Origin of the sequence: Leptospira levettii (genome assembly GCF_002812085.1) — a bacterium.
Classification (GTDB): Bacteria; Spirochaetota; Leptospiria; order Leptospirales; family Leptospiraceae; genus Leptospira_A; species Leptospira_A levettii.
In genome coordinates this window covers 132587-157234 of record NZ_NPDM01000006.1, presented here as the reverse complement: position 1 = coordinate 157234, position 24648 = coordinate 132587, and the positions used below count along the sequence as shown (strand labels likewise).

Annotated in this window: 24 protein-coding genes; all 24 read right to left on the bottom strand. The window is 35.6% G+C overall.

The genetic code is table 11. The features are described from left to right. Positions 1–6: 6 nt before the first annotated feature. Entirely contained in the window at positions 7–1176 is a 1170-nt protein-coding gene (locus CH354_RS15990; protein WP_100727164.1) for a DegT/DnrJ/EryC1/StrS family aminotransferase, read from the bottom strand. A gap of 10 nt (positions 1177–1186) precedes the next feature. Then, on the bottom strand, positions 1187–2668 hold the full coding sequence (locus CH354_RS15985) for a GMC oxidoreductase (RefSeq protein WP_165780349.1): 1482 nt from the start codon (positions 2666–2668) through the stop codon (positions 1187–1189). 16 nt (positions 2669–2684) lie between these two features. Beyond that, a complete protein-coding gene (locus CH354_RS15980; RefSeq protein WP_100727166.1) occupies positions 2685–3725 on the bottom strand; it encodes a nucleotidyltransferase family protein in 1041 nt (346 codons plus the stop codon). Between the two features lie 13 nt (positions 3726–3738). Next, positions 3739–4404, bottom strand: coding sequence for a PIG-L deacetylase family protein (locus CH354_RS15975; protein WP_100727167.1), 666 nt, complete (start codon positions 4402–4404; stop codon positions 3739–3741). Beyond that, positions 4401–5288, bottom strand: a complete 888-nt coding sequence (locus CH354_RS15970; protein ID WP_100727168.1) for a methionyl-tRNA formyltransferase — start codon at positions 5286–5288, stop codon at positions 4401–4403. Before CH354_RS15970 ends, CH354_RS15975 begins: the two co-directional genes overlap by 4 nt. Next, the gene (gene neuC, locus CH354_RS15965) at positions 5285–6463 is read right to left on the bottom strand and encodes a UDP-N-acetylglucosamine 2-epimerase (RefSeq protein WP_100727169.1); all 1179 of its coding nucleotides are present in this window, start codon (positions 6461–6463) and stop codon (positions 5285–5287) included. The genes CH354_RS15970 and neuC overlap by 4 nt, the downstream gene beginning before the upstream one ends. Before the next feature lie 51 nt (positions 6464–6514). Further along, positions 6515–7522, bottom strand: coding sequence for an N-acetylneuraminate synthase (neuB, locus tag CH354_RS15960; RefSeq protein ID WP_100727170.1), 1008 nt, complete (start codon positions 7520–7522; stop codon positions 6515–6517). Then, the gene (locus CH354_RS15955) at positions 7519–8097 is read right to left on the bottom strand and encodes an acetyltransferase (protein ID WP_100727171.1); all 579 of its coding nucleotides are present in this window, start codon (positions 8095–8097) and stop codon (positions 7519–7521) included. The genes neuB and CH354_RS15955 overlap by 4 nt, the downstream gene beginning before the upstream one ends. Next, positions 8079–9233 carry a LegC family aminotransferase gene (locus tag CH354_RS15950; protein WP_100727172.1) on the bottom strand — a complete coding sequence of 385 codons (1155 nt, stop codon included), beginning with the start codon at positions 9231–9233 and terminating at the stop codon, positions 8079–8081. The genes CH354_RS15955 and CH354_RS15950 overlap by 19 nt, the downstream gene beginning before the upstream one ends. Beyond that, positions 9230–10252: an NAD-dependent epimerase/dehydratase family protein gene (locus CH354_RS15945; RefSeq protein ID WP_207762693.1), complete on the bottom strand. Its 1023-nt coding sequence runs from the start codon at positions 10250–10252 to the stop codon at positions 9230–9232. Before CH354_RS15945 ends, CH354_RS15950 begins: the two co-directional genes overlap by 4 nt. After that, positions 10222–10923, bottom strand: a complete 702-nt coding sequence (locus CH354_RS15940; RefSeq protein ID WP_100727174.1) for an acylneuraminate cytidylyltransferase family protein — start codon at positions 10921–10923, stop codon at positions 10222–10224. The genes CH354_RS15945 and CH354_RS15940 overlap by 31 nt, the downstream gene beginning before the upstream one ends. After that, positions 10920–11636: a class I SAM-dependent methyltransferase gene (locus CH354_RS15935; protein ID WP_100727175.1), complete on the bottom strand. Its 717-nt coding sequence runs from the start codon at positions 11634–11636 to the stop codon at positions 10920–10922. Before CH354_RS15935 ends, CH354_RS15940 begins: the two co-directional genes overlap by 4 nt. A 49-nt stretch (positions 11637–11685) precedes the next feature. After that, complete coding sequence (locus tag CH354_RS15930) at positions 11686–13527, bottom strand: hypothetical protein (RefSeq protein ID WP_100727176.1); 1842 nt, start codon at positions 13525–13527, stop codon at positions 11686–11688. Continuing rightward, a complete protein-coding gene (locus tag CH354_RS15925; protein ID WP_100727177.1) occupies positions 13528–14790 on the bottom strand; it encodes an N-acetyl sugar amidotransferase in 1263 nt (420 codons plus the stop codon). Beyond that, entirely contained in the window at positions 14787–15653 is an 867-nt protein-coding gene (gene hisF / locus CH354_RS15920) for an imidazole glycerol phosphate synthase subunit HisF (RefSeq protein ID WP_100727178.1), read from the bottom strand. The genes CH354_RS15925 and hisF overlap by 4 nt, the downstream gene beginning before the upstream one ends. Before the next feature lie 3 nt (positions 15654–15656). Continuing rightward, positions 15657–16283, bottom strand: coding sequence for an imidazole glycerol phosphate synthase subunit HisH (hisH, locus tag CH354_RS15915; protein WP_100727179.1), 627 nt, complete (start codon positions 16281–16283; stop codon positions 15657–15659). Beyond that, positions 16280–17410 (bottom strand): N-acetyl sugar amidotransferase, encoded by a 1131-nt coding sequence (locus CH354_RS15910; protein ID WP_100727180.1) that lies wholly within the window; start codon positions 17408–17410, stop codon positions 16280–16282. The genes hisH and CH354_RS15910 overlap by 4 nt, the downstream gene beginning before the upstream one ends. A 56-nt stretch (positions 17411–17466) precedes the next feature. Further along, positions 17467–18513 (bottom strand): pseudaminic acid synthase, encoded by a 1047-nt coding sequence (pseI, locus tag CH354_RS15905; protein ID WP_100727181.1) that lies wholly within the window; start codon positions 18511–18513, stop codon positions 17467–17469. 3 nt (positions 18514–18516) lie between these two features. Further along, positions 18517–18969, bottom strand: a complete 453-nt coding sequence (locus CH354_RS15900; protein WP_100727182.1) for a GNAT family N-acetyltransferase — start codon at positions 18967–18969, stop codon at positions 18517–18519. Between the two features lie 10 nt (positions 18970–18979). Continuing rightward, positions 18980–19903, bottom strand: coding sequence for a glycosyl transferase (locus CH354_RS15895; RefSeq protein ID WP_100727183.1), 924 nt, complete (start codon positions 19901–19903; stop codon positions 18980–18982). A 30-nt stretch (positions 19904–19933) separates the two neighbouring features. Beyond that, complete coding sequence (gene pseF, locus CH354_RS15890) at positions 19934–20629, bottom strand: pseudaminic acid cytidylyltransferase (RefSeq protein WP_207762694.1); 696 nt, start codon at positions 20627–20629, stop codon at positions 19934–19936. Next, entirely contained in the window at positions 20626–21810 is a 1185-nt protein-coding gene (pseC, locus tag CH354_RS15885; protein ID WP_100727185.1) for a UDP-4-amino-4,6-dideoxy-N-acetyl-beta-L-altrosamine transaminase, read from the bottom strand. The genes pseF and pseC overlap by 4 nt, the downstream gene beginning before the upstream one ends. Beyond that, positions 21807–23480 carry an ABC transporter ATP-binding protein gene (locus CH354_RS15880; protein ID WP_420843837.1) on the bottom strand — a complete coding sequence of 558 codons (1674 nt, stop codon included), beginning with the start codon at positions 23478–23480 and terminating at the stop codon, positions 21807–21809. The genes pseC and CH354_RS15880 overlap by 4 nt, the downstream gene beginning before the upstream one ends. 87 nt (positions 23481–23567) lie before the next feature. Continuing rightward, the gene (locus tag CH354_RS15875) at positions 23568–24647 is read right to left on the bottom strand and encodes an NAD(P)/FAD-dependent oxidoreductase (protein WP_100727187.1); all 1080 of its coding nucleotides are present in this window, start codon (positions 24645–24647) and stop codon (positions 23568–23570) included. Position 24648: the final 1 nt, after the last annotated feature.

Sequence of the window (24648 nt, the reverse complement as noted above, 5' to 3'; positions counted from 1 at the left end):
TCTTCGTTAATTCACTTTTTTTAGAATTGATACCAATTTCTCTGCATTAGATGTTATGGTGGTTTTATCCATCTTAACAAGAATCGGTATGGCAACACTTCTGTTTAACTCTCTTTCAGAGGGTTCCATAGTATCTATCAATTCCTTCTTTGACATACCCAACTCAACCAACATATGATCCCAATAACGAGCAAAATGCCATTCAATCGCATCTGGAACGTTTTTTGTTCCCAATCCTTGCTGATTCATTTCTGTTACTACCCATTTTGCCTTTTCTGCGGTCTCCAATTGAAAGATCAAACAATCACATAGCGGTTGCGATTTGTTTGGAATTCTTCGAAAAGAAATATTAGGAAGCTCTTTTAAAGCGTCAAAGTATATGTTATAGTTTTCGGTGTTTTTTGAAACAATGAAATCTAGTTTCTTCAATTGTGCTAAACCGATAGCAGCCTGAAGTTCACTCATCCGATAATTGAAGCCACGAATTCTATGCGTATCTCTTCCTCTCGGAAATTTTGCATTGTATTCATGACCATGATCATGATATTCCCTGGCAAGTTTGTAAACTTCTTCGTCATTAGTGGTCACCATCCCTCCTTCACCAGTGATAATGACTTTTCCTGCATCAAAACTCCACGCACAAGCAAGTGAATCTGTTCCTAAGTATTTACCATTCCATCTTGCACCGAGCGACTCGCAATTATCTTCGATAATTGCGAGATTATATTCATTGGCAATTTCTTGGATTTTATCCATTTCACATGCTACACCTAACATGTGTACAGGTACAATTGCCTTTGTTTTCGGGGTAATGGCCTTTTTTAATTCGATTGGATCTAAGTTTAAAGTATCATTAACATTCACTAAAATTGGCTTTGCACCCAAATCTATAATTGCTTCCACCGTTGCAATGAATGTAAAAGCTTGGGTGATCACTTCATCACCAGGTCTGACTCCCGCTGCAAAAAGAGCTACTTTGATTGCGGCTGTCCCTGATGATACAGCTTGCGCATACTTTACTCCTATTTTTTCAGCGAAAGCCTTTTCAAACTCTCGAACTCGGTATCGACCATTTCGAATCGCATCAAATCCATGAGCAAACAAAATGCCACCATCATCAAAAAGCTGATTGATCTCTTCTCTTTCTTCTTTTCCGACTAATTCAAATCCAGGCACTGATGAATCCCTATCCTTGCTTATTTAGAAATTTCTTTGCAAACATGTCTGCGAGCAACACAACAGACGAATGAATATTACTTGCAACAAATTGATCAAATACGCTCGCATCACAAACATACAAACCTTTACAGTTTTTTACTTCAAAGTCTGAAGTAATCGAATTATGTAATCCACCGATCAAATGGTGGCCACTATACATTGTGTCCTGAATGTATTTGTCTGGATCTTTTTCCATCAAATCAAGTTGATCAATTTCTTTTACATGATCCCGTATCGGTGGTGATTTTAAAAGCTCTATACAATACTTAATGGCAAGTTTCAAGAGAGTTATATCGGATTCCGTAGATAAAAACTTTGGATCTACTTTCAATTCACCATTGTTAAATGAAACAAAACCTTTTGACAATGGATGTATTGCATTGATAGAGATTGAAAAACTTGGCTCAGATGTGTTAAATACAGAACCCTTACTTCCGTGCCTACCCGATTCAGAAAATTGAAGGATTTGAATCCTCGTATCAATTTCACCATCTTTATCAAGGTCTAGATAAGCCGCAGAAGTGGCACCTGTTCCTCTCATTACAGTTGGTATTCCTAGAAAATGTTTGATTCCCAAAAACATTTTTTTCCAAAAACTAGCATATACTTCGTTTAGGGAATTCAGTGGATGATTGGCAAAAACATTTACTCTTAAGTTTGTATGGTCTTGGATTTCTTTACCGATATGCATATCTTTGATTTTGGAATTTGGATCTAACTGCTGTTGTAAAAGTAGAGAACAACTGCCCATAACACCTGCGGATAAAATCACAAAATCCGAATCATAAGTGGAACGATTCGTTTTTACCCCTTTGGCGTTTCCGTTTTCATCAAAAAGAATCCGTTCGACTTTTTCATTTAATATTGTCTTAAACTTCTTTTTACCCAATACTGATAAAACCGAAGTTCTAAAGAATGTGCGAACTGTATTATAAATTGGGCCACATGCTTCCTTCTCAGAAACACTCATATTATCGAGAGGAATACCTCGACCATTTAAAGTTTCTAAAAATGAATTGTCTATATAGTTAAGTGGAGCTTTTTTAATGGTAATTTTATTTTTCACTACTTTGCTGTCTGAATAAAGTAGCTCGTGACTCTCATTTAAATCAGACACTTCAAGTTCGAATCGCTTAAGTATTGGTATCCATTTGGATAAAAAACCAAAAACATGTACAGCCCCGTTCATCACTGAGGCTCCACCTAACAAATTCGATTGATAAAATGGAATTTTACGACCATTGGCTAAATCAAACTCTGTCTTATGAATATACTGCGAATTTTTTCTTCTGAATAAAATACCGATCATTAATGGAACTCGATAAAGTAATGGATATGCTTTATACTCACTTTTATCAATGACTGTTACCGCAAATTTCTCCTGAAGTCGATTTGCAATAACAATACCTGCTGTTCCTCCGCCAATGATGATGACTTTTTTTTGATTCATATAATCCTTACTAATTTTACTGAAAAACTTGATCAGCTGACTCATAATCATCTGGTCGCCCAATATCGATCCAAGATTCATGCATCGGATAAACTATTGTTTTCTTTTTGGTTGCCTTTATCTTACTAAAGAGTGTTGGCATATCTGTATATTCATCCTGATTCAAATAACTAAATATCTCAGGATTAAGAGCATAGATTCCCGCATTGACATGAGTTTTATAAATTGGCTTTTCTTCGAAGTCGATGATATCAACACCTTTGGTATGAACTACACCAAAAGGATGTTGCCATTCATGCATACGCACTGCCATTGTTGCCACTGCTTTATGATCATGGTGAAATTCTAATAAATCACTATATCGAATATGGGTTAATACATCCCCATTGGAAACTAAAAACGGATATTTAATTTTCTCTGTGATAAGACTTAGTGCACCTGCCGTTCCTAGAGGTTTATCTTCATTTAAATATTGAATCTCAACATCCCATTTTTTACCATCTTGAAAATACTCTTCGATCATATGTCCGAGGTAATGAACAGAAATAATAAATCTTTGAAAGCCGTCTGCCTTTGCTCTTTCAATGATATGCTCTAAAATTGGTTTTCCTGCTACAGGCAATAAAGGTTTCGGACAATTTTCTGTATAAGGACGAAGTCTGACTCCTTTCCCTCCTGCCATAATCACAAACACATTCTCTCTTTTTTCAGGAAGGAGAATCTCATCTAACACATGTAAACCTAATACTTTTCGATTTTCATCAACAATGGGTATTTGATGAATTTTATTGGCTTTCATGAGTTGCAAAACCAACTCTCGGCTCATGGTAGGAGTAACTACAAAAGAATTTGGATTTAAGATCCCCTGAACAGAGGCATTCATATCCATTCCTTTCAAGAGCCCTCTGCGAATATCACCATCTGTAATGGTCCCAAGTAAACTATTTCCATCATCGACAACTAACACAACTTGTAGTGCCGTTAATTCAAGATTCTGTATCGCTTTTTCAATGGAGTCGCTTGATCGTAGTAGCGCTTTTTGCCAAATGTTTGACATTTAATTATTTCTCTTACTCGTAAGATTTAACAATTCGAAAAGCTTCAGCATACTTCGTGCCTCTCTGAGATCCTCGCAAGATTGCTAATGCTTTAACAGAATCTAAACTTCTAGGGAAAGGATGTTCCCCTAGTTCACCTTCATACTCCTTTAATATCTCCAACTTTCGTTCGAAAAAATCAGAAATATCAACATATAAATTTGCCGAGATAGAATCAATTTCACCAAAATTTGTTTCTGATAGTATCTCCATCTCAAGGATAGATTTTATATTTAAATTTCTAAATTTCTTGGTAACAGAAATTCCTATCTGATGAGTGATTTTATGATCCGTATGCGGATCCTGAGCCGATGGTAATAGAACAATCTCTGGCTGATGTTTTTTTACGATATCCAATACGGGACTCATTAATTCAGAAAATGAGTATTTATCAAGCCCGGTAGGCTCCAAACCTAAGTTATACACATAGTCAAATGGGAACATTCGTGATACGTTTTGAATTTCCGCTTCACGCCGATTGATCTGGTCTTTGGTCCAACCAAACTCTTCCTTCATATGTGTCATAATTAGCCAAATAAGATCATATCCAGCTTTTTTCTTCGATAATAAAAACCCACCTGCACCTAACGTTTCATCGTCGGGATGTGGTGTAAAAACTATAATTGATTTTTGATTCAAAGATAATCACCTACTTGTATAGTCTCTGGCAATTCATGATTTTCAAGTAATATCGCGTCTGTTGATAAGCCACATTTTACTAGAATAGAAGATTCAGAAATTTTTAAAACTTTTCCTGGTTCAAAGTTAGAATAAGGAGTTTCTGCTATCTTTGTTTGCCAAACAGGATACTCCTCACCCTTATAAAGGATTAAAGCACCGGGGTACGGATTCGTTAATGCTCTGACTAAATTATAAATACTTTCGCCGGACATTCTAAAATCAATAACCCCATCAACCTTGGAACGTTTTCTCCAGGAATTTGCCAGACTATGGTCTTGCTTTTTTGCAATTAATTGGTTTTTTATGAGCTGATTTGTAAATTCAATCACCTGTGTCCGAGACTCCTGAATTAACTTCTCATATAGTGTGCTTGCAGTATCTTCTTTCTCTATCTTTATCTTTTTCTGAGACACTATATCTCCATCATCGGCACCCTCACCCATAAAGAAGAATGTTGAGGCTGTCTCTGTCAGTCCTAATATTAACGCCCAAATAACGGGATGCCTTCCTCTGTTTTGTGGAAGTGAAGCTGGGTGATATCCAACAACACCTTTCTTTGGGATTTGAATGAAATCATTTCCAAGTAAACTATTCCATCCAAAACAATAAACGATATCAGGTTTTAGTTCCCTAACCCATTCGAGAATAGGTAATTCATTTACATTTTTCGTTTTAATAAAAGGTATATTGTACTGCTTTGCAATGATAGAAGTATCATAATAATCAGAATTGAACCCTGTATCGTCCTTGGAAATAACTCCCACAATATTATATTTATTCTCGACTAACAATTCTAAGATGTTTTTAGAATAAATAACACAACCTATAAAAAGGATTCTCACAGCTGATACCTAACATCAAAAAATGGTTTTTTAACATCTAAGTTGTCGAAATTTAATTTCTTTAGATATTCAAATATTTTTTCAGAAGCACCACCTTCTCCATATGGATTAATTGTATTTTTCAAACTTGCTTGAAATTCGTTACTATACAATTTATGCAAAGCTAACCGAATCGATGTAGAATCACAATCAGCTTGGATTACACTAGTCGCCATAATTCTTCCTCTTTGACGATCACCTAGGTTGATAGTTCCCTTTTTAAAACTTGGCACTTCCAATAAACCACTAGAAGAATTTCCAATGACTCCATCAACAAAGTTCAGAACTGATAAATACCGTTGGATACCAAGTGAAGTATGGGCAATCGCATGATCTGGATACGCTCTCACAAAATCATCGATCAGTTGGTTGATGATTCGACCGTTGGTGTCTGAGTTTGCCTTTGTAAAAATAACCCCATTCCCCTCTCCAACATACTCCTTTAGCACTTCCAAAAGTTCTTTGAATTGAACTTCAGACGTATCATGTTCCAATGTGGTAGGATGAAACGTAACCATCAAATTTCTATCTTTAAATTGAAAATTTAGAGAATTTTCCAACTCTAGAAGTGAGAATAATTTTATGTTTTGAATTATATCGACACCTAAACCACCGCATACTGTTACTCGCTCAGGACTTTCACCAAGCTGAATGACTCGTGTACGATATTCTTCATTCGCTACAAAATGCAAATAGGACATCTTTGTCACGGAATGACGAATTGCCTCGTCAATCAAACCTTCCGTTCTTTCACCACCATGTATATGAGCAATAGGAATCCTTGTTACCATGGCAGCTATAGCACATGCCAAAGTTTCATATCTATCTCCCACTAGAAATACCAAGTCTGGATTCATCTGCTCTAGTGCTTCTGTTATAGAAATTAAAGCTAGACCTATAGACTTTCCAATGGCTACAGAAGAATCAGAGCTTAATAGAATTTCTACCTTTCTATCGATTCGAAATCCATCACTTTCAATTTCCTTATAGGTAAGTCCAAATTCCGGGGATAAATGCATACCTGTCGCAATGATTTGTAATTCAAAATTCGGCGCATCATCAACCAATTTCATTAATCTTTTGAGTAAGCCGTACTCTGCTCTAGTGCCAGTGATAAAGCAAATTCTTTTATTCATAGCAGATGACTCTTTAAATTGAAGATTATAAAATGAGAAAATATCTTTTGTTTATATCTCAATCAGTTCATCTTCTAAAAAATCTTTGGGGGATGTTTTTCCTATTACCTCATCCCATCGCATCGGAGAAATTCCATTTCCAGGCCTTTTGGTTGTTACATTTTGTTCAGTAAAAATCTCACCTTTGCGAATGTTCTCTTTTGCAATGAGAGATTTACGGGCAATTGTCATATTTCTTATTTCGGAAGGAAAAGGTTTTTTCACACCGTCACCTAACGCAAGCTCAATATTTCTGATACCGCTTACCAATGCACTCAATTCATTAGGTTCTAAGCTTGCTTTGTGGTCTGGACCTGGCAAATTTCGATCGAGGGTAAAATGTTTTTCAATCATGGTTGCCCCAAGAGCCACTGCAGCTAACGATATTTCTATTCCAACCGTGTGATCTGAATAACCAACCTTAACTCCAAATGCGTTTTGAATCGCAAGCATCGCCCGCAAATTGACCTCATTCATCGGAGCAGGGTATTCAGTGGTACAATGTAATACAGTGATATTCTCTCGTTTAGTTCCAGCATTTTCTAAAACCAATAGAGCAGCTTCTATTTCACCGAGGTTAGACATCCCTGTGGAAAGGATCACATCCCCGTTAAGAGAGCCGATTTTTTTCAAGTAGGGATAATTTGTAATTTCGCCACTAGGAATTTTCCAAAGTTTGATCCCTAGTTGGATGAGTAAATCTATGCTAGGTAAATCAAACGCAGTAGATAAAAATTGAATCTTATTTTGTTTACAAACTTGAATTAAATGTTGGTGCATCTCATAATTCAACTCTAGTTTCTTTAACATAGAGATTTGTGATCCATCTTCTTTCATGTTTGCCTTTTGGTATTCCGCTCTGCCTGCAAGTTTCGAAGAAATCGAGTTTGACTGAAAGGTTTGGAATTTCACAAAATCGGCACCCGCTTTTGCGGCCACTTGAATGAGTTCTTCGGCAATTTTAAGATCACCGTTGTGATTTACGCCAGCTTCTGCTATAATTATTGTTTTTTGTTTCATTTGACTAATTGGTTTGCCTTTATAAAAGTTCCATCAGGGATTTTCGAACCTTGGACAATGACTGCTCCACTTCCGATAAAGACGTTCTCACCGATCTCAACATTTCCGTTGACAATGGCCCCAGTGGCAATATGGGAAAACTTTCCGATATGAACATCATGTTCAATGAGTGCATGATCATTGATAATACAGAAATCTCCTATCTTTGCATCAGCTTGGATAGTCGCCTGGTGCATAACAGTGATTCCTTTTCCTAACTTTGAATAGGAGGAAACAACAGCACTAGGAGAGATAATATTTGGGAGTTCTGCACCCAATGCCATTAATTCTTTGGCTATTTTTTTCCTAACTATGTTTGATTGAATTTGGCCCACTGTTATATGGAAGTTTTTGCATTTTTTAGATAATTCACTTAAATCGGAATCATTTCCCAATACTTTCACATCCAAAACCAAGTGACCGAGTGGTAAATTGGAATCAACAATTCCTAAAATTTCAAACTTAGTTTCTTTTCGAATGACATCAATCACTGATTTGCAGTGACCGCCTCCTCCGATTAGTATGATTCCTTCCATTTCACTCCACTGGGAATATTCACTAAACGATCAGCAATGTGATTCGTATTTTTTAATGAATCAGAAAAACAATTTTGATACATGGGTAATGTGTTTAGTGGATTCCAGGAAGGACGTGTCATCACTTTAGCCCCATTGGTTTCAGCCAGGAACTTGTCTCTATCTGATTTTGATTGAAACTCAACTGTATTTAGCCAGTAATTCGAAACCGAATTTTCTATTTCTTTTTTGAAAGTTACGTTGGTATTTTCAAAAAACTGAATATATTTTAGAGAAAGTTCTCTTTTCTCTTTTAAAAAATCATCTAACTGCTCCAACTGTGCACATGCAAGTGCGGCATTTAGATTGGGCATTCTATAATTGAATCCTAATTCATCATGAGAATATTCCCAAGGATGTGGAACTTTCGCCGTTGTGGTTATATGTTTTAATCTTTTTCCTAAACTTTCGTCATCCGTAACAACAGCACCACCACCACCACAAGTAACGGTTTTATTGCCATTAAAACTAAATACACCTAAACGACCAAAAGATCCAGTATGTTTACTTTTCACATAACTTCCCAGAGATTCTGCGGAGTCTTCAACCACATCTAATCGAAATCTCTCCGCTATATTACAAATTTCTTCGATCCTACCAGGATTTCCAAATGTGTGCATTGGAACAATGGCTTTGATTCGTTTTCCTGTTCGTTTGTTCGTAACAATTTGCTCTTTAAATTCGCACTCAGATTCCAAAAACAATAACAACGCAATTGGCGAAAGGCTCATGGAATCTAAATCAACATCAAGAAAAACAGGATCTGCACCTGTATACCTGATGGCATTGGCAGTCGCAACAAAACTTAAAGCTTGCGTAATGATCTCATCTCCCGCAGAGACTCCTAAACTATGAAGCGCAATATGAAGTGCAGCCGTTCCATTTACGGTAGCAATGGCATATTTTGCACCAGTGATCGATTTCATCATCACTTCAAACTGGTCTACATACGCACCAACGGATGAAACAAAGGTGGACTTTATAGTTTCAGTCACATAATGAATTTCATTCCCACGAAATACAGGCGCATGGAGGGGAATGAATTCATCAGGCGAATTGTAATGATCTCTAACTAGATCTAAAAACGATTTTATCATCGATAGTTGATTGTATAATTCCCATGAAAGTTGATATCATGTTCTAAATTTTTAAAAAGATTCAATTGAAATGCTTCAATTAATTCTTTTACACCATCTTCCACTGTGTATTTAGGTTCAAATCCGAGTACTGACTTCACTTTTGAAAAATTAACTTTATAATTACGTGGATCACTTCCATGTTCTTTAAAACTAACTTTTGAATTGGGCAGATACTTTAAAATAATATCCAAAATTCCTTGTTTTGTAAAATTATTGATTTCGCCACCTGCATTAAAAACTTCTTTATGAGTTTTCTCCTTAGGAGATTTCAATACTATGTCAATTAATCTTGCGAAATCTTTTACATGGCAATAAGGTCTCCAAGTATGAGCATCATATACAAGTAATTCTTTTCCTAAAATTAAATCCTTAGTAAACTCACTTACGGTAAGATCAAATCTCATTCTTGGAGATAATCCAAAGGCAGTTGCAAATCGCAAAACTACAGTAGAATAGTCAAAATTATTTTTTTCACTCAATAGTTCTTTCTCAGCGGCAACTTTCGCTTTTGCATATAAAGAAAGCGGAGAAAGCTCAAAGTTTTCATCAGCAAGCTCATCATTTTGAATCAGACCATAATTAGAACAAGTTGAAATGAAAATAAGTCTTTCAATTCCCTTCCCATTCATAACTTGGAAAAGATTCATTATTCCATCATCATTAATCTTTTTAGATAAATCTGGGTATTTTTTTGTAATTGGATCACCAACTAAACCTGCGAGTAGTACGACTGAATCGATTCCAACTAATGCTTTTTTTACGGCATCTTCGTCACAGAGATCACCAGAAATAAATTTGTAGTTTTCATTCAGAATATAGGGTATTACAGTACGTTGGTTCTCATACAAAAATCCGTCAAAACAAGTAACCTTATAGCCATTTCTCAGTAAAAAATCGGTGATCACTGATCCAACATAACCTGCTCCACCAATTAACAGTATATTTTTCATATTTTTAGTTTCCTTTCTAAAATGCACTCGGCAATTTCCATATCTTCTAATTCATCAATATCAATCGAATAACGTAACTTTGATTCGAATAAATGGGTTTTTCCTTCGACAACAAAAGCTTTATTGTTTTTTAAAAACTCAACCGTAGCTAAGTAAAATGATCCATCCAGAAAGTAATAATTTCCTGTATAACCTTGTCTTCCCGTAACTTTTTTATTTGGTTTCTCTAAAAAAGACCATGAATCCTCAACGGACTTAATACATTCAAATGGATGTTCTCGCATTAAAGTCACACTCACAAGACTCTCCATTTTACTTTCTTTGAACCTATGGATTGCATTTTGCACTTCTGTTAAAATTCGAATGGGCGAAGTAGGTTGCAATAGTAGGATAGTATCAAATTCCACTTCACCCGATTTCTGAAACCACTCTAAAGCATGCATCACTGCATCAATCGTAGCGGAGGAATCACTTGCTAATTCCTTTGGTCTCAGATAATCATCAATTAAACCTAATGATCTTCCATAAGCTTTGATTTCGTTATCATCCGTTGATAAAAACGGAATCACATTTTTATCTATTTTTTTCGCCAGATCAATGGTATAAAAAAGTAATGGATTCCCTGCTATTTGGTATAAGTTTTTTCCAGGTATCCCTTTAGATCCACCCCTTGCTGGAATAAATGCTAAAATATTCATAGTTTGGTTAATTTATAAAGCAGAACGCAATCACCATTCTTATGAAAGAATTTGACCTTTTCTAGAGTCTCAAATAAACCTTCCTTTTTTATAAAACTATCGAACCCAGATTCGCCATCCAAAAAGTTCCGAAAATACTTCTGGTTTCCAGGAAAATACTGATGGATTGCTAAAATACTATTTCTTTCCTGATTTACTCTCATACATTGATGAATCTTTTTAAATACAGCAGAAAGATCACTCACGAGATACCAAAGAACTTCAGAAAGAATCACTAAATCGATCTCTTGATATGGTATGGAAGTCGAATTCAAGAGATCAAAAGTTTGAAATTTTATGTTCTGATTTAATTTTTTTGCTTCATTAACAGCTAGTTCGGAATATTCAAGACCATACATTTCAAAAGCAGAGGGTTGGTTCAGTTCAATCTTTGAGTTAGATTGGTTCACCGAATTACGAGTGTTTAAAAATGCCAAATATTTCTGATAAAATAAGTGAGATAGAGATCCTTTTCCGGATCCCAAATCTAAAATACGTTTATAAGAAGAATTTTCGTCTAGCAACAGTTCCAAAAACAATCGATTGGTAACTGAACTATTCTTCTCTTCGCATCCCCAAGGATCCGAAAGATCTTTATACATCTCTTCAAAATCGTATCTAGGATTTCCTGTTTTTGGGTCGACCCAATAATCATTTTTAGAATTGTATTTCATAAATTATTCTGTAGAAAAGTATTTAAAAAATTATATTAATTATTTCAATCTAAATTGACTTAATGGTCGAATGGATACGTTCTTTTACATTACCATCAGATAAGCCACCGTAAAGTTTTGTAGATATTTCCTTGATCTCACGTTTTAGATCAATGTCATCTTCTACTAAAAGTCTAAATCGTTCTTTAAAACTATCAAAATTTTTACAAATAACACGTGATCCGAAATAATCAAATGTGTCACAAATAACTGACTTAATATTATGAGAATAGTCATGAACCAATGTTGGCTTTCCAATGGAAATTGCCTCATCAAGGAGAGATGTATGTTTACCTATGACAATATCCGAATTCTTAACTAAATAGTAACTATAGAATGAAATACCATATTCCTTGGAAATTTTGATATTTTGGAATTCCTTTAACCGATTCTTTATCTGAGAAAAAAATGGTAACTCCAACCAATCAATCAATTTATATCTTAAAGTAAAAAGTGAATCTTTAAATTCACTTGCAAGCGTCATAATTTCATCTAAAAAATGCTCTTGGGCTTGCCAATTCAGAAGCGGATTAACCTGACTTTCTATCCAAGTCATGTCGCTATGAAAACCTAACACTAAAATTCTCTTCTTATAAATACCTACAGAATCTTCGTTTGAAATATTTGGGAATTTTCTGAAAAACTCATCTGTTCTGTATTGCCCAACCGGAAAAGATTTAGCGAAGAGATAATTTCTAGATCTTTCCATTACCAATCGACTCTCGTTAGAGGAAATGAGATATTGATCCAATATTACTGTTGTAGATTTATAATAAGCAGAAATATACCTTTCCTGAACCCCTATAGTAAGGATATTATAAGACTCAAAGGCTAAAATTAACGATTTGGGACAAAGAATATCATAATCAATATAAGCTCTTTTCAGTTGTTTAAATTGTCCGAGATCTATTCTATGTGCACGAAATTTCAATGCAAGGATCAATATTCGAATCTTTAAAGGAAGAGAAGACAATTTTATTGATAGAAAATTTAGAACGAATACTAACTTAAGACTGATGAAAACTACATCTTTTACACCTAACTTTTTTGCAGGTGTCAGCTTAAACCAAGGTAGATCTTCCGAAGGTGAATTGTAGCCAGAATAGTCAAAGTGAACTAAGTTTTTTGGTTCAAAAAAGGGATCTGTTTCAGTATAGTATAAGCTCTTTTCATACAAACTCCCATACTTTAAACCAGAATGAGTCACATAGACATGCTCATATATTCCCCAGTCAAAATGAGATTCTGGACGAAATTTTCCTTGTAACTTTGGCTTAAATGAAACCAAACTTCGCAATTTAGAAAAGATACGAAAGATAACTTTCAAAACAAAAGGAAAAACACTAAGAATTCCTGGAATTGGTATCACCAGCCTTAAACAGTTATCAGGAAGTTTAGGAATCGCCAGATCATCAAAAGAGAAGCTAATAAAAATGATTTTTCTATCTGGATAGTTTTCATGCCAAAAAATTAACTTACTTCCTAAAGAAGTAAGCTTTAATGCAACAAAATCCAAAAGATAAATAGATACTTTTTCATCCAAATTTTTGACATTAGGAAATAAATTTCCTAATTTTTCAAACTCAAAGTGTTTTAGTTTTTTATCTAACCAAGCCCAGGCATATCCTTTAGGGTCACTATCTGCATCTGCGAATGTTGAAATCGTTTTTAAGTCTGCAATCGGCAAAGGAATGATCCCAAATTTTTTCAAAAAATTTGCAAAGGATTCGATTTTTTCGCTAGTAAGTTTTACATAATAAACCTTTTGAAAAAAAATTCTGATTAGCAAAGCAAAGATAGAACTAACATATGTCAGTTCTGAAAAAATAATATCGAAGGAGAAATGGAACAATTACTTATAGAATCCTTTTCCAATAAGAATGTAATTATCATCTATAAAATCTGGTCTTTTATTTTGGGTATATCTAAACTTACATTCGTTTTCGACAAGATCCAATCTAACTTGTTCTAATTCAGACTTTCTACTATTTTCACATTGAAACGGATCTGGATTCTTTAGCTCCCATTCCCAATTTTCATTTCTAAACCAAATCTTAGAATTTCGGTGTTGGTCTAACATAAATTTAAAACCATTTTTAGTCATTCCAATCCAATTTAAAAATTGCTTCAGATTTTTAGGTTCTTTCATTGAGTATTCTTTGATTAACTTAATTCCATCTTCCCTACTTAGCCGGCGAAGACGTATTTCACGACAAACATGGTCTGTCACCTTTCCATAGCCATGTTTAATAAACTTTATATAATCGTGAACATCAGAATAATTGAAACAATCAACATCATTGTAAGTATCAAAGGTTCGTGTTTGCTCACCAGTTTCATAATCATAAAGCTCGATCATTTTTTCATGTTGTGCTTTGCTATCCCATCGAATATAATTGTTGAGATATATTCCACGAACCCCGATTCGCTCAATTTCTTTATCTTGTGGATATCGAAACTGAACAATATCAGATTCATCAATTCCATCAAATTCATCGATTAAATCCTCTGCTTCGAAACCCATTAAATCATGTTCTTTTCGATACTTCCGAGTCATCTCGACTTCATTAAGATGAGAAAACATTCCGACTTGATCAACACCTTGGTGAGCACCCCAAATGATCAATGGGATTTTAAATTTTACTGCGACTTGCACTGGATAAACAGTTTGGCCCGCAATACAATGCCAATAAATGCTTCCCATTTTTCGAAATGTGCCACGAGTAATTTTTTTTACTGTCTCTGGGCTTACAGTAAGTGTTATGATATCAAGGTTAAACTTGATTCGCAGATTGGCTAAGTTACGAATTCCAAGATCGGTGTTGTAATGTTTGTTGTATGTAACTAATAAAGGATTAAGACCTAGTACATTTTTTACAGTGTGTACGATAAAATAAGAATCCCTAGCTCCGCTTACCGGCACAATACAATCGTAGTTATTTCCTGATTGGTTACGGTAATTCTCTACTATCTGCTTTAATTTTTGAAATCTCTCATTCCAATCTAGTAAGTCTTTTTCTTCATGGATTCGACATCCACTACAGACTCCCTCTTCATCAAATGTAATATTGAGTGGATGATGTTCAGAATATAAACAACGATTGCAAATCTTCATATAATTTCTTTTTCAATTCGAAGAAAAAGCATTTCCTCTAAAATCTTATCATCTTTTTTAGTGAGTCTCATTTCAGAATCTAAATCATTATCATTATAATTTGCATGAGTTTCTAATCGTATAATTTCAGATTTACGAACAATGGATTTTGAAACGTTAACGCTGTGCTCCGTAAAATGAAAAAAGTTAGCAGCAGCAGCAGCAGAAACATTTGTTTTTGAAAAAACGTGAACCATATCCGATGCATTTCTTGCACCACCGCAACAAATCACTGGTATATGGACTGAATTTGTAACCAATTGAATCAAATCAAAATCATAACCTAAATAAGTGCCATCCCGATCCACTGAGTTCAAAAAAATTTCACCAGCGCCATTGTCTGCAAGTCTCCTTGCATAATCGGCAGGATTCAATTCTGTTGCTTCTTTTTTTGTGTAATCGTACACCTGGTAACCACTTGGCGTTTTGACAACATCAATGGAAGCAACTACACACTGATTCCCATAAGCCAGTGCAACTTCTTTTACGAAGGAGATTTCATTGTAAGCCATATGATTTATTGAAACTTTATCGGCACCAGCACTCATCAACTCATGCACTTGGTCCATTCTCCTGATCCCACCACCAACGGTAAGCGGAACGTAACATTTTTTTGCCGCTTTACGAATCAAATCGTAGTTAGGTTGTTTTTGATCCCTTGTGGCAGAAATATCTAAATAGACAATTTCATCAATACCCCATGAAGTAAGAAATTCTAATGCGATTTCTGGTTTACCTATAGGCAAATATTTACGAAAGCCAATACTTTGTACTACGATATCATCTTTAACGATGACTACTGCAATGATTCTTTTTTTAAGCATATTCTATATGGAAGATAAGAAACTTCTAAAAAGTTTTAAACCACTGATATGGCTTTTTTCCGGATGGAATTGTACTCCAAATATATTATCCTTTTGGACAGAGGCTGTGATTTTTGTACCATAATCACACCAAGAAGAGATAAATTTTGGTTCGCATTCGAAATGATAACTATGATCAAAGTAAAAGTGAACATGATCGGCATTATTTTTAAATAATGGTTCATCCTTTTCTATATTTATATCGTTCCATCCGACATGTGGAACGGGAAATTGATTATTTGTATCAATTTTTTTCACTTGTCCAGGAATCCAGTTAAGCCCCTCATGTTGTCCATTTTCTTCTGAACTTGTTGCAAAGAGTTGCATACCTAGACAAATTCCAAGAATGGGTTTTTTCCTCACTAGAACTTGTTCATTCAAAACTGGTGCTAATTGTCTTTTTGCAAGCTGCTTACAAGCTTCATCAAAAGCACCAACTCCTGGAAAAATGAGCGCATCCATTGCTTCAATCTCTCTTTCCTTGTCAGTTATTGAAACTTTCGAATAATTTAAGAAAGAAAGTGCATTGAAAATGGAGTAAGTATTACCAACTCCGTAATCAATGATACCAATTTTAAGTTTGGAATTCAAATTCCAATACCTACCGTAAATTTTGGTTTGTATTCACCCAGTGAAACTTTTTCAAATAAATCCGTATTCACAGATTGATCCACTTGTTCCCAGAATTCTCGAACAGTGATGCCAATGTAATTTGCAAATTTTTCAATATAATACGGAGAACAAGTCCCATCATATTTTTGAACCAATGAAATGCCTTCCTCCCGTGTCATTAATCCATTTCGTATTTCTTCATTCACATAATCAGTGATACGTCCAAAACCAAACTTTAGGTATTTGATCATTTGATTGAATGTAACAAAATCTTCATCTAAGGAAGTAATACCGTATGGATCTCCAATTTCCCAAGGTTTTTCATCGCGAATATCTAACCCACGGAGAACCGAATAGTTTCCATTATTCAATAGTGACCAATCCTTCCAAAAGTATCCAAGAAATGTAATCCGCAAATTTGCTTGTTCCATTTCTTCTGGGCTAGGATAACAATACTGGAGGATTTGATTTTTTTTAACTTCTTCAGAAAGAAGCCAAGTTATATCCCCTCCATTCAATGTATTCATCTTTCGAAGGTTGTTACCATCACTTCCACTTTTTCCCAATATAGCCGTTTCACCCAGTTGTAAGGCGGAATTCTCCCCCCACCAGATAAGCGGGATCTGGTAGGCAATTGCGAATTTAGGAACACTGCTAAATAAGGCTAATTCAGTAGAACGAAAACTATTGGTATATTGCCTAAAACCTTTTCGTTTTAGGTCTCTCCAAATCCCAGGTGCTGGATTGATCGTAACACAATCAAAACCATGAGAAATCATATTGGATATATTATCAACACCTCGCTGTGTGACTTGTTCTGGAGGATAACCAAGTGAAACCAGAAGTGGCTTCATTTTTAAAGTCTCTCTAACAAAGAGAGCTTGTCTTAAACTGTCTTTCCCACCACTAACACCAATGATACAATCATATCCTGAATGATTGTTTGCGTGTCCGAAATTAACAATTGCTTCCAGTTCCTTTTTACGGTCCTCCCAATCTACGTCTTTTAACGATTCATGGTATTTACATGCAGGACAAATCCCATCACTATGAAAGACAGAATTTGGTCTTGTATCAGGTTGTAGGCAAGTTTTACAAAATTTCATTTATTCTTAAAGGATATTTTTTGCTATTGAGCTAAATGGAATTAAAGGTAAGTCCTTCACCCCAACATCTCCCAACTTAAACCAGTTCCCCTCTTCACATCTTGGTTCACTCTCTTACCCATCACTAAATCAAAAAACTTAGGTGGTAACCCTAGACCTGGTCGAATGCTTCTCACATTTTTTTCAGTGATCATATCGCCAGCTTTTATATCTTCCACGACATATAAAGACCTTCGAAACACTAACGATGCTTTTTCCTTTTCGGTAGGTCCATAATTGATTTTTCCCAATGCCTGCCAGGCTCTTTCTGTCTCAATGACTAGGGAATTCATTTCTTTTGGTTCCATTGAAAATGTAGAATCTACTCCACCATCTTTCCGATTCAGAGTAAAATGTTTTTCGATCACAACCGCACCTAAGGCAACACTTGCCACAGAAACTCCAATCCCCATTGTATGGTCTGAAAGACCAACTTCACATCCAAATAGTTCACGTAAGTGCGGGATTGTGAGTATATTCGTAGTCTCCGGAGTTGCCGGATAAGTACTTGTGCATTTTAAAAGAATAATTTGTTCGTTTCCGGTGCTTCTAATAGTCTCCACTGCCTCGGCAATTTCTTGCACAGTTGCCATTCCAGTCGAAACAATGATTGGCTTACCAGTGTTTGCTACCTTTTTGATGAGAGGAAGATCCACGTTTTCGAAAGAAGCAATTTTGTATGCAGGTACATTTAATTCTTCCAAAAAATCAACTGCGGTAAAATCAAAGGGACTACTAAAACAAAGAATTCCTTTCTCTTTGCACCTGTCCATAATTGGTTTGTGCCACTCCCAAGGAGTAAAAGCTTGTTTATAGAGATTATAAAGTGACTCTCCTTTCCAAAGGCTTTTTGGATCGGAAATAAAAAATTCACCTTCTGATTTATCTATCGTAATTGTATCTGCAGTATATGTTTGTAATTTGAGTGCATGTGCTCCAGACTCTGCGGCAGCGTCCACGATCTCAAAAGCCCTCTCAAGAGAATGATTATGATTGCCAGACATTTCAGCAATGATGAAAGGTTTATGATCTCTCGAAATGGGAACATTGGATATTTTTATCATAGGTTAACCGAGTTTTTTTTGAAAAATATACGTATTTTGGTCATAATCATTTTGTAAAAACTGATTGGACAGAAAGCATTTAGCAGATGCAATATTCTGTTTTTTTACCAGACCAAAAACAAAGTTGCTATTCTGAGGATTTTTTGTGATTTCTGATAGTCCTAATCGGATAATTTCTTTTCCAAATCCCTTTCCTCTTTGACTTGCCGAAATAGAAAAATTAATTTTGAAACCATTTTCCGATAAATCGAATCGAATGACTCCTGAAGGTTGCCCAGCCAATTCCAAAATATACCAAGGAAGACCCTCGTTTATTTTCTTTTGGAACCAAATTTTATGGCTCTCCAAATCAACCATTTGATGAGAGAACGAATTTTTTCTAACTTCAGGTTCGTTAACCCAACCAAACAGAAGTTCACAGTCACTAGTGGAAACAGGTCGGAGGTGTAGGTCCATTTTTTTATACCTAATCAATATCCGATGTTTGAATGAAGTTGTTTTTTAGTATGCCTACGAGTTCTTTTGGTTCGCTTACAACTTGACTTTTTTGAAATTCCACAAAACCTTGAATGTTTAATTCCTGATTCTCTGCAGTTTTAATCATCACCATTGGAACTTTACATCGATCCAATTCATATGTGGTTTGCCCACCCGCGGTGATCGCAAAATCCATTTGGATCATTAGGTCCCGCATTTGAATGGCTGAAAGATTTTTGTAAAAGAATGTATTTTTATCAGATAACTCTTTTAAAGTAACTTCGTTCGTAAACCCAGGACCAACAACTAAATGTTTCTCTAGTGCGGGAAAGTTTTTTACTAATAGAGAAAGGATCTCTTCGGAAAATAAATGCGGATCGCTACCACCGAGTGTCACCAAAATCTTATGGGGGGGGATATTTCTCTTTGGGATTTCAAATTTTTCTCGAAAGGGTTTTCTGAGTAAAACCTGGTCTTTACCAGTTAAAATTTTATATTTTTCAGTGTTGTAATCCAAATAAAGGCCAGGATAACCAGGATTTAATATTGTGGAATCAGCGGGATACTCAATACGGCAGTCGTCATCAATACAGATAAGTTCAGAGCAGTAATCTTTTAATGTATTGTAAATTTCTAAATCCGCTAAATAAGAATCCACGTAAAAAATGAAATCACTTAGATCTGTTCTTTGGTTATACCCATCCAGAAACTCTATTAACTGTTTTTTTTCCTTCCAATTGATGGACTGAACCTGACATGGAAAACTCCAATTGGTAGCGGCTTGATCGCTATGAAGAACCATTTGAGCGGTAGTCTCACCTTCTTCCAAAAGTTTTTCGGCAAGTGCCGTACACCTTCCCAAATGACCAAGTCCTGTGGTAAGGAGTGCTTCTGTAAAAATCAAAGTTGCCATCTTCGTTTTTATTGAATTCTCAATTCAAAATCAGCTCATACTACTAATCATCTTATATATAACTTCTGCTCGTTCCCAATCGTCTTGTGTGTCTATATCTTGTACTCTCCATCTCGGAAGTTCAACAATGGAAGACCACTTGTCAAACATCCTTTTTCCTTCGAGCCATGCACTTGGTTTTCCAAAATAAAACTGTCCGGCATCATGGAAGGCTTCTGGTAAATCCTGGGAACGAGTACCAAAATGTTCAGGAAAAAACATTTCGATTTTTCCATCGGAATCTTTTTTAAATCCTCGGAATATGGGAAATCCAAAGGAAGTAGCAGAAAATACATATTCCCATCTCTCTTCACGGAGACTCTTTTCCGCACTGATTAAATCATTTTTCAAAATAAAAGGAGCCGTGGCATAAATACACGCTACACAATCAGCTTGAATACCTTCCTTGTTCATCCATTGAATGGAATGAGCAATCACAGGAATCGTTGCCGTGTTATCATCAGACAACTCACTCGGTCTCATAAATGGAACTTCAGCACCATAGTGTCTGGATACTTCTGCAATTTCTAAATCATCTGTTGAAACAATCACTTTGTCAAATAACTTCGATTGGATGGCAGTTTCTATTGAATAAGATATCATGGGTTTTCCATGAAACAATTTGATATTTTTGCGAGGGATTCTTTTACTCCCGCCACGCGCAGGAATGATACATATATTCGTCAAAACAATACCTGATGCCCAATGGGAGTAATCAAAGTTTCTTTCACTCGGTCCATGTCTTCATTCGTTAACTCTGGATATATGGGAAGGCTAATACACTGATTGTAATAAGATTCTGCATTCGGGAAAGAAGAAGGCAAAAACGAGTATTTTTTCTGATAGTAAGGTTGGCGATAAATCGGAATGTAATGTACGTTCACAAGGATGCCCCCTTCCCTCAATCTTTCAAATACCACCTTGCGATCAGCCAACATTTCCTTTTCTTTCACCTGGATTACATATAAATGTAACGAGGAATGATTGTATTCCATTTGCTTTGGTAAAATCAATGGAACATCAATTAATATCTTATCATAATAGTTTTTAATCTCTTGCCTTCTCTGAACAATGGAATCTAACCTTTTTAATTGTGAGACACCTAAAGCAGCTTGCAGGTCATTCATTCGGTAATTATAACCCAAATCAATTTGTTGGTAATACCAAGGACCATCGGGTGGTTCTGTCATTTCTTTAGGGTTTCTTGTGATTCCATGACTTCTAAGTCGATAAATGGTATTTGCTAATTCGTCATCACTTGTTGTACACATACCACCTTCCCCAGTGGTAATAATCTTCACAGGATGAAAACTAAACACAGTAATGTCACTAAACTTGCAGGAACCTACTTTATGATTTTTGTAAGTACTACCAATTGCATGGGAAGCGTCTTCAATGATGCGAAATCCATATTCTTTGCTTAGTGCGAAGATTTTCTCCATGTCACAACTTTGACCAGAAAAATGTACAGGGATTACCACTTTTGGCAGTTTGTTCTCTAACTTTGCTCTTTCTAATTTCAAAGAAAGTGCATCTACCGACAAATTATAAGAAACAGGATCAATATCTACAAAATCTACATCTGCACCGCAATACAAGGCACAGTTGGAACTTGCAACAAAGGAAATGGGACTAGTCCATACGATATCACCAGGGCCTACATTCAGTGCTAAACATGCCAGATGAAGGGCTGAAGTGGCACTATTAACGGCAATTCCGTTTCTAACACCGACGTATTCGCATACCATCTTTTCAAACAACGGCACAAGGGGTCCTTGTGTAAGAAAATCAGATTTAAGAACCGATACTACTGCATCAATATCAGCTTGATCAATACTATGCCTTCCATAAGGTATTTGGTTTTTCATGTTTGTTGGATCACTTTCCCTTCGGATAACTCAATTTTTTGGTCGCATCCATCGATCGTAGACAACCGATGTGCTATTATGAAAATCGTAATCGATTTATCTAACGAATCAATCGATTCCATTACTGCTTTTTCCGTGTCATTATCTAATGCACTGGTTGCTTCATCTAAAAAAATTACTTCCGCATCTTTGTATAATGCTCTTGCAATACCAATTCTTTGCCTTTGTCCACCTGATAGTTTTACACCTCTCTCTCCGACAAATGTATCATAACCATCTGGTAACTGCTCGATGTGTTCAGAAATTTGTGCTTTCTTCGCTGCAATTTTTAATTTTTGAAAATCAATTTCTTCCTTTCTGTAACCAAAGGCGATGTTTTCGGCGATGGAAGAATCTGACAAAAAGATATTTTGAGGAACATGTGCTAGGTTGTTTTGCCAGAGTCTTATATTTTCGTCATTCAACTCAATTCCATCTACACGAATATTACCTTTAGTAGGGACGAGCAGACCCATCAGTAAATCCATGAGTGTACTTTTTCCACTTCCCGTCTGCCCAACAATTCCAACCCTATTGCCTTTTGGAATTGTTAAACTCACATTAGAAATTACTTCTTTCTTGGATTCCTCATATATAAAAGATAAGTTATCAATTTTTATATCATGATTAAACGTTAATTTTCCAAGTGATCGATTTGAATTCGCCGTTTTGATCGATTGATTCAAAAGTTCCACCACATTCGACAAATTTTCCCTACCAGCTCTTAAATTTGACCAAGAATAATAACTTTGTTGTAAAATAGGTAAAACCCTTTGCGCAGCAATGGCTAACGATCCCAAAATCGGAAGTGCAGCCATAAGCGAATCATTTGATCTTCCGAAATGGTAGGCAAAGATTCCAATCAAAGCCATTCCCAATGATTCAACTACATACCGAGGACTGGCACTATAATAATAATTTTCAGCAGAAGCCTTTCGATAAAGTGAATCTGAGACACGATAAGTATTCAAAAAATAACTTTGTGTTCCATCTAACAAAATATCGCGAATCCCACCCATACCTTCCTGGAGAGATTTTTGAACAGTGGTTAAATTGTTTGTAAGGATCTCTCCATTTTTTTTGAGTTTTGTTTTTGAATACAATGCAACAAAAATATAAAGCATTATAAAGAACGAAAAAGAAATCAAAGTTGTCTTTGGATCTATCAGCAACAACCCACCAATGATAAATAATAAAATAACTGTAGAAGAAAGCAGAGTCAAAATAGGTGTGATAATCTGAGTGACAACGCTACTTGCCTTGGAAGTAATTCCAGTAATCACCTCTGCACTATTGCGGTTAATATGCACGTAATAAGGTTGAAAAAGTGTTCTTTTGTATATTTCGTAGCTTATGTCTGCACCAATACCAAAAGACAATCTAGTAGTTGCATAAATTAGTAAAAGCCTCATTGCTCCAGAAACTAAGGACGCAAGTATAAACCCAGATGTTACATAAAGCAATACTGATGAAGGCTCATTTACTTCTAAAACTTTCCACAAAAACTGAAGTTCTTCCAAATTAAAAATCTGAGAGGGATTTGTAAGAGCAGCTAAAAAAGGAAATACTGCACCTATACTAAATATTTCAGCAAAAGAGGTGAATATAATCAAAACAAACAATAAAAACAATTGCTGTTTTCTGCGTTGTTGAATTGAATTCCAAAATCTACGATATAGTTCATCTAATATCATAATCGAAATTTTCACGGGAGTGATTTATCCAACCATCCTTACAACTTCCTCAGCTATCGCTGGAGAAGAGGTGAGTCCAGGACTTTCAATCCCTAACAAATGGATCCAATTCAATTCTTTTTGAATCACGAAATCCTTTAAAGCTTCTCCATTCAAAAACAAACGAGGTCTTAATCCAACATATCCCTCGCTCAAATCTTCTTCTTTATAAAAATCTGTGATCTTACGTAAAGATTCAAAATAAACGTTTCTCGGTGTGTTCATCTTATAATCATCCTTCGAGATAGCCCAGTTCGAATTGGGACCTGCATATGCATCTCCCCCCAAATGAAAAGTATAATGAACACCCAACGCCGTGGACGTTTTTAATGGTAATGGATAAACTAACGTTTCATATGGAAGTTGTTTTTTTAATCGAAAGTATTCACCCTTATTAGGCTTTATTTCATACTTATGATTCATTAAGTCACTTGAAGCTAATTCGTCTGAATATAATCCACATGCATTAATAAAATAGTCTGCTACAAGCTCTTCTTTAACATTTGATTGTAAGTCCAGAGCAAATACTCCACCGTTTTCTCGAATCACCTTTTTGTTCTTTAATGTTTTTACACCGGAATCTTCTCCCAGTTTCCATAATACTTTTAGATAAGTAGGAACGTCAACGATACCTGTTTTTGGGATCCAAAGTGCAGTATTACCCAAAACATGTTTCCAATGGTAACCAGGATTAGACTTGAGCTCTAAGTCAGGGATTCCTAATCGATTGCCATTCGCAAAAAGTTTTTCGATTTCAACTTGTTTGTCTTTTTCTTCTTCAATTGTATCTGATAATCCCGTCGTTATTACTTTTCCACATATAGAAAAAGGTATCTTATTTTTTTCGAAAAAAGGAATCGCAACTTCATAACCGCGAAAACAAAACTTTGATTTCAAAGAAGTTTCATCGTAATAGATTCCAGAATGTAAAACTCCAGAATTACGTCCACTGATGCCATCACCTGCATTTTCTGACTTTTCGAATACATATACCTCGAAACCAGCTTTTGCCAAAAGATAAGCGATCCAAGATCCTATGATTCCAGAACCAACCACTATCACCATC

Bases quoted from the DNA above. Each gene is read 5' to 3' on its own strand.
- CH354_RS15895 (WP_100727183.1), bottom strand. From the start codon at position 19,903: ATGGCAACTTTGATTTTTACAGAAGCACTCCTTACCACAGGACTTGGT.
- pseC (WP_100727185.1), bottom strand. From the start codon at position 21,810: ATGAAAAACCAAATACCTTATGGAAGGCATAGTATTGATCAAGCTGAT.
- neuB (WP_100727170.1), bottom strand. From the start codon at position 7,522: ATGAAACAAAAAACAATAATTATAGCAGAAGCTGGCGTAAATCACAAC.
- CH354_RS15875 (WP_100727187.1), bottom strand. From the start codon at position 24,647: ATGGTGATAGTGGTTGGTTCTGGAATCATAGGATCTTGGATCGCTTAT.
- CH354_RS15985 (WP_165780349.1), bottom strand. From the start codon at position 2,668: ATGAATCAAAAAAAAGTCATCATCATTGGCGGAGGAACAGCAGGTATT.
- CH354_RS15950 (WP_100727172.1), bottom strand. From the start codon at position 9,233: ATGATAAAATCGTTTTTAGATCTAGTTAGAGATCATTACAATTCGCCT.
- pseI (WP_100727181.1), bottom strand. From the start codon at position 18,513: ATGATAAAAATATCCAATGTTCCCATTTCGAGAGATCATAAACCTTTC.
- CH354_RS15900 (WP_100727182.1), bottom strand. From the start codon at position 18,969: ATGGACCTACACCTCCGACCTGTTTCCACTAGTGACTGTGAACTTCTG.
- CH354_RS15925 (WP_100727177.1), bottom strand. From the start codon at position 14,790: ATGAAGATTTGCAATCGTTGTTTATATTCTGAACATCATCCACTCAAT.
- CH354_RS15910 (WP_100727180.1), bottom strand. From the start codon at position 17,410: ATGAAATTTTGTAAAACTTGCCTACAACCTGATACAAGACCAAATTCT.
- CH354_RS15935 (WP_100727175.1), bottom strand. From the start codon at position 11,636: ATGAAATACAATTCTAAAAATGATTATTGGGTCGACCCAAAAACAGGA.
- CH354_RS15940 (WP_100727174.1), bottom strand. From the start codon at position 10,923: ATGAATATTTTAGCATTTATTCCAGCAAGGGGTGGATCTAAAGGGATA.
- CH354_RS15955 (WP_100727171.1), bottom strand. From the start codon at position 8,097: ATGGAAGGAATCATACTAATCGGAGGAGGCGGTCACTGCAAATCAGTG.
- neuC (WP_100727169.1), bottom strand. From the start codon at position 6,463: ATGAATAAAAGAATTTGCTTTATCACTGGCACTAGAGCAGAGTACGGC.
- hisF (WP_100727178.1), bottom strand. From the start codon at position 15,653: ATGCTTAAAAAAAGAATCATTGCAGTAGTCATCGTTAAAGATGATATC.
- CH354_RS15980 (WP_100727166.1), bottom strand. From the start codon at position 3,725: ATGTCAAACATTTGGCAAAAAGCGCTACTACGATCAAGCGACTCCATT.